5 protein-coding genes and 1 pseudogene are annotated in these 5745 nt (G+C 41.5%); all 6 read right to left on the reverse strand.

Going from position 1 to position 5745, the window contains the following annotated elements; all coding sequences use genetic code 11:
* Positions 1-162 (reverse strand): annotated as a pseudogene (locus tag RYL27_RS11495) (DUF4368 domain-containing protein); the annotation flags it as partial.
* A gap of 147 nt (positions 163-309) precedes the next feature.
* Positions 310-1785 (reverse strand): lipopolysaccharide biosynthesis protein, encoded by a 1476-nt coding sequence (locus RYL27_RS10475; protein WP_314967086.1) that lies wholly within the window; start codon positions 1783-1785, stop codon positions 310-312.
* 219 nt (positions 1786-2004) lie between these two features.
* Positions 2005-2976: a glycosyltransferase family 2 protein gene (locus RYL27_RS10480; RefSeq protein ID WP_314967087.1), complete on the reverse strand. Its 972-nt coding sequence runs from the start codon at positions 2974-2976 to the stop codon at positions 2005-2007.
* A gap of 158 nt (positions 2977-3134) precedes the next feature.
* On the reverse strand, positions 3135-4109 hold the full coding sequence (locus RYL27_RS10485; protein WP_314967089.1) for a glycosyltransferase family 2 protein: 975 nt from the start codon (positions 4107-4109) through the stop codon (positions 3135-3137).
* Between the two features lie 124 nt (positions 4110-4233).
* On the reverse strand, positions 4234-5094 hold the full coding sequence (locus tag RYL27_RS10490) for a glycosyltransferase family 2 protein (RefSeq protein WP_314967090.1): 861 nt from the start codon (positions 5092-5094) through the stop codon (positions 4234-4236).
* A partial coding sequence (locus RYL27_RS10495) for a glycosyltransferase family 8 protein (protein ID WP_314967092.1) occupies positions 5094-5745 on the reverse strand: 652 nt, incomplete at its 5' end. The genes RYL27_RS10490 and RYL27_RS10495, both read right to left, overlap by 1 nt.

Below are 5745 nucleotides of genomic sequence, written 5' to 3' on the forward strand. Positions count from 1 at the left end.
TTCTTTGATTTCTTCTTTTTCTGCTTTTAAGGTGTAGTATTCTTCTGCATACTTTGTTGATAACTGCTCATAGCGTTCTGTATCCATATTTCCAAGTGCATTATCTTCATAAAGCTTATTCATCACTCTTTCTATCTGTTCCATTCGGTCTATGATTTGGGGTCTATGATTTGGGGTCTATGATTTGGGGTATACGCTTTATCCTCCTTTTTTGTGTCTATATATCACTCCTGTTCAGTTAATATTATGCAACCCACGTAGCGGTGCCTCTTTTTCAGACCTATATTGCTTAGAAAATTTATTGAATTTTTACATTCCTTTTCTTTTTAAAGGGTTTAATTCCAATAGTGTTTTGATATCTTTTTTGTTCAGCAGCAAAGAAAATAGAATATAGCAGATTGCTCCCAGGGGGATGAGGACTATGAGTTGCCATAGTTCTGTCATTCCTCTTTTTTCTAAGAATCCTTGCACAAGGTAAACGATTCCCCCCATTAGGAACGATGCGGTAAAGGAAGCAAGGCAGTCCTTCAGCTGGGAGAGGAAGCCATATTGGATCAGCTTTTCATTGGGTTTGGCGTTTAAATACAGGCAGAGAACTTCTCCAACATTTTTCCCAAAGAGCATGACGAAGATTCCAAAGGGGAAGGTGAGGAGGAGAATGCCTATGCCTAAAATCTTCTTGATGATCTCCAGCTTCAAAAATAAATCCGAGCGCCCCTGGCTGTTCATGAGCTGGAGATTACACATGTGAAGGGGCAGGAATAAATAAGTCACGGAAAGAAAACGAAGATATGGCAACATTCCTATCCATTTCTTTGTGAGCAGTAAGATGATAAAAGGCTTTGCCACTGCCATCAGGCCAAAGAGTATGGGAAACAAGAGGAAGGCGGAAAAACGAATGGTTTTCCTAGCCATTTCCTGTAAACTTTCCTTTTCCTCCTGCAACTTGGAAAAGGCGGGAAACATTACTCCGGAAATCATGGTGGAAAGGGTGGAAGACAGAAGTTTTGGAAACATTTCTCCTCGATTGTAAAGTGCCAGCTCCTCTACCTTGTAGCGTTTTCCGATGACAAGGCCATAGATATTTTGCCAAATCTGATCCAAGAGCCCTGAAAAAAGGATTTTCCATCCAAAATGAAAAAGAGCTGATAGGGAGGAAAGTCGAAACAGAAGCTTCGGTCTCCAAGGAAGGCATAGAAATAAAATCAGCATTGTGAAAAAATAGTAGGAAATCTGCTGATAGGCCATGGCAAAGGAGCCATAGCCCTGATAAGCTAAAAATACCGCCAGCACTCCGGAAAAGAGGGAGGAAAAAAAGCTGGCTAAAAAAATTGGGCGAAATTGCAAAGCCCTACCGGCATAAGCCATTTGGATTGAAATGACTGCACCGGGAAAGAGCAAAATACTCATTTGACGTAAAAGGGACTCTAAAATCGGGAGATGATAAAACTCCGCCACAAAGGGACTGATGCCATAGAACAAAAGATAGATTCCTCCGGATAAGGCCAAGGTCAGATAAAACACCGAGGAATAATCTTCCTCTTTGATTTCTTTTTTCTGCATCAGCGCCTGAGAAAAACCGGATTGAATAAAGGTATTGGCAATGGTAATAAAAATACTGATAACACTTACCGCCCCTACTTCTTCCGTATCCAAAATCCGAAGGAGAAACAGGGAGAAAATCAGTTGTATGCCCTGGTAAGAAATCTGCTCCAAGAAACGCCAAAAAAGGCCGGAAAGGATTTTCCCCTTCCACCCCTCTTTGTTTTGCGTCACTTCTCCCATGGTATTCTCCTTTAATTCCTTATTTTACTTACTGATACACTTAGTATTTTACTTAGCAGCTTTCTTCTATATTGCCGCTTCCGCTCTATGCGAAACGAATTCTTCTTTTTAACGCTTCCACCCTATATCGAACAGACTCTCCTTTTTATCGCTTCCGCTCTATGCTTAACGAATTCTTCTTTTTAATGCTTCCACGCTATACCGAACAGACTCTCCTTTTTATCGCTTCCGCTCCATACCGAAGCTTTTCTGTAGAAAATGATAAAGCTTAGGACAAAACTGTTCCAATCGAAGCAGAGCTCTCTCCGGAAAAGACATTTCTTGTAAAAAGGCTCTATAGTCCTTCCGATAAATTTCAGAAAAATCCCTAAGGTTTAGTGCAATAGAAAAGCTAAGTCTCTTGACAGCCTCTTCTACTTCCAAGCGATATTTTCCTTTGGACTCCTCTAAGAAAAGCTTATAGCAATGCTTCATTTCCGAAAGATATTTTTCCTGCTGCTGCTGTCCCTTTTCCCTTTCCGTCCAGGAGCTTTGTAAATGAAAACGGTAAGCGGTGTATTCCTCCGGCAAGTATACTGCCTTCCCCGCCAATGCAGCCATCAATTCTATGGGTCTATCTCCCACAGGGCAGGCATAATAAAATTCCGGAAGCTTTTCGATCAAGCTTCTTCTAAAAAACATAGAGGAAAAGGCGATTCCCTTTGGATGGTTTAAAAGCTCTCTGCCTTCCAATATTTTTCCCTCCGAATAAGGACGAAGTAAGTCCTTCGGCCCTTCCCTGCCGTCGGGGAGCAAAACCTTTGCCGGATGAAAGCAAAGAACAGCCTCCTCTTCTCTTAGCAAGGCTTCCATCTGCTTTTCCAGTTTATCTTCCCGAAGGTAAAAATCGTCTCCGTCAATCACGGTAACAAATTCCCCTCTGGCTCTGGGAAAATTAAAAATTCCGGTAATATTTCTTTTTCCCTGGGAATACTGATTTTCTGTCTGTAAGATAGGAAAAAGGATCTCCGGATATTTCTCCTTATAAGAACGGATAATCTCCTGACTTCCGTCTGTTGAGGCATCATCATGAAGAAGGATTTCCAAAGAAAAACTTCCTTTTTGGGATAAAATACTATCTAAACATTTTCCAATATAGTCTTTGTGCTGATACGTCACAATACACACGGAAATGAGCGGTTTTTCCTCCATTTCGCCTCCTTTCTCCATTATTTAAGCCATTTAATTTATTGATTTCTCTGTTTCATGATTTACCAATTTACTAATTTAACAATGAAACGATTTGCTGATGTAACGATCAACTGATTTATACAATCATAAATCCTATTGTTTCATACGGCTCTAAGCTCTTAGCTATCCAAAAACAACATTGCCCCAATTCCTCTATATAGCGGATAGGGGTAAATGCCGAAAAGTGCCATGGTGGTAATTTTCCCCAGTCGACTTTTCCCCTCTAAGGATAAGAACGCCTCTAAAACCTTCCTTTTGATTTCCGGAAGCAGGTCTCCGAATAAACGCTTCAATTCTCTTCCCTGGGAAAACAATGCCCGGTAAGAAGAATGAATGGCATCTTCCTTATCCTTTTCTTTAGAAGCGGCCAGCCTTTCTTCACATTCCTTCAATACACTTGCTTTTTTTGCCCCTAAGACATTTTCTTCATGTTGACGATAGGCATAGCTGGCATAGGGCAAATATTGAATTTCCCCAAAGCAGTTTGCCAACAATGCCAGCCAATGGTCATGCATCTTTACTTGCTCGGGAATTTCCTTGCAATATTGTAGCAAAGCTTTATTGATTCCCACAGAGGCTCCTGTCACATGATTTTGTAAAAGAAGGCGGGAAAAACGATAAGATGCTCCCGGCAATTTCTGATAGCTTCTATAGGACTTGGCAAGAAGCTCCCCTTTTGCGTTTACCAAGGTGCAGTCTGTGTGACAAAGGATGGGAAGGCTTTCCCCAAACTTTCTTTCTTCCTCCTTTATGACAGAAATCGTCTTGGAGAGCTTATCCGGAAACCAGCAATCATCCTGATCCGCAAGGAAAATATACTCTAAATTCTCTATATACACTTCTCCTTTGGCCAAGGCAGAAAGTATAGATAGAAAATGCTTTGCAGGACTTCCGCTTTTCATAGACCTGGGGAATGCCAGCATCTTTTTTCCATATCTTTCCTGCAAGCTTTGCAGAATTGCTTTTGTGCTGTCAGAGGAGCCGTCATCAGAATAAAGGAGGCAAAAATCCTCCCTATCCTGCTCCATAATGGATTTAATCTGCTTTTCCAGATATTTCTCCCCATTATAAGTACATAAAATAACACAATGCATTTCAGCAATTCCTCTCTTTGACTAAGTAATTCCTCTCTTTGACTAAGGAATTCCGGCTCCGCATAAGTTTTTTTCTACACAAGTTCCACCCATAAAATAGGACTTTAGCATTCTTGATTTCGGCTTATTTAGAAAACAGCAAAGAATAGACTAGGGTTTCTCCCAAAATCACTGCCTGTACAAGCCTTAACAAAAGCATTTGTAAAAAATTGGCATGGAGGTATTTTCGGGCATACAATGCCTCGGACTTCTGCCGAAGCTTTTGTCTTTCTACCAAGGACTTCAAGGATTTCTTCGTGCTTCCGCTATCCTCGTGAAGGTAAGAACAAATCGTACAAAGATAGGATGTGTAGCCTGCCCTTCTCAGCTTTTGTCCAAGTACCTTTTCCTCCTCATAAAGGAAGAAGTCCTCGTCATAGCCCCCGGTCTTTAGGAATGCCTCTTTAGAAATACAAAGGGAGGAGCCATGCAGCACATCCACCTTCACATAGGGCTTTTGTTCCAAATAGGCTTTAGGGTAAAAGAGCAGGGAAGAAAAAATCCTCTTGCTAAAGGGCCCCATGCTCAGAAGGTTTTTCAAAAAGCTTTGTAAAGGCCAAGCTGTAGCCTGTTTTCCGTAAGGGTCCTTCATTCTGCCGGAGACCAATCCCACCTGCTTCTCCTTTGCAAAAACAGACAGAACATTTTCAAAGTAAGCTTCCTGAAAACGGGTGTCGGGATTGGCCAAAAAACAGTGGTCCATCCCCTCGGAGAAAGCGGCACGAAAGCCCAGATTGTTTCCTGCCCCATAGCCCTTATTTTCCTTGGCAAAAATCAGTTTACACTTATGGTCTTTAATCTTCTCTAAAGTCTGCCTGCTACTATCCGTGGAGGCATTATCCACGATATAAATTCTCGTTAACACGGAAAAATCCTTCAGCTCTTTATATAGCCGAAGGGTATTTTCCAAATCATTATAATTTAAAATCACTATAGCACAGGACATTAGTTTTCCTTCTTCATAGAACGATAATAAAGCTCTCCCACCTTCTCCCGAAGCTTAGGGAATACAAAAGTCAGAAGATTTAGCACATGGTAGCAGAATAGATAGCCCTGCTTTCCCTTTTCCTTTTCTAAAGGAAGGGGACTTTCTTCCGCATAGTAGTCAAAGGCTCTTCGATAATAATTGCGATTGCCTTCTCTCCAGGGTCTTTCGTCTCCGGCAAAATGGACAATCACCGGATGGGCCTTTGCCTGAGAATAGCTCTTTTTACTTTCCAGCTCCTGATACCAGGGAGAAAAACGACATAAGGCGCTATATCTTGCATAGGCATAGTTGGAAAAGAAGTTAAAACGCTGGGGCAGGGAGCGAATTCTTCCCCTACATACCATATTTAAAATGTCCTGGTCATTAAAAGGAAGTCGTCCTTCCTTCATTTGATAATACCGAAGGCATTTTTCTTCCATCCCTTCCTCCCGAAGCAAAGAAAGATTCATAAGAATCACCCCCGCATTATAATAGGGGCTTTCTTCCGCTAAGGATAAAAATTCCTTATGCTTTTTATAAATACTGGGCTCCGGAGCCATTCCCAAAAGCTTATCTCCAAGCTTTAGATGATAAAGGGGCAAAATGGATTGGAGCACCACCGTGTCCGCA

Origin of the sequence: Oribacterium sinus, assembly GCF_963537195.1 — a bacterium.
In the GTDB taxonomy this organism is placed as follows: domain Bacteria; phylum Bacillota; class Clostridia; order Lachnospirales; family Lachnospiraceae; genus Oribacterium; species Oribacterium sinus_A.

What these genes read in the sequence shown, in the direction of transcription:
- RYL27_RS10490 (WP_314967090.1), bottom strand. Translation starts at nt 5,094, where the DNA reads ATGTCCTGTGCTATAGTGATTTTAAATTATAATGATTTGGAAAATACC.
- RYL27_RS10475 (WP_314967086.1), bottom strand. Translation starts at nt 1,785, where the DNA reads ATGGGAGAAGTGACGCAAAACAAAGAGGGGTGGAAGGGGAAAATCCTT.
- RYL27_RS10480 (WP_314967087.1), bottom strand. Translation starts at nt 2,976, where the DNA reads ATGGAGGAAAAACCGCTCATTTCCGTGTGTATTGTGACGTATCAGCAC.
- RYL27_RS10485 (WP_314967089.1), bottom strand. Translation starts at nt 4,109, where the DNA reads ATGCATTGTGTTATTTTATGTACTTATAATGGGGAGAAATATCTGGAA.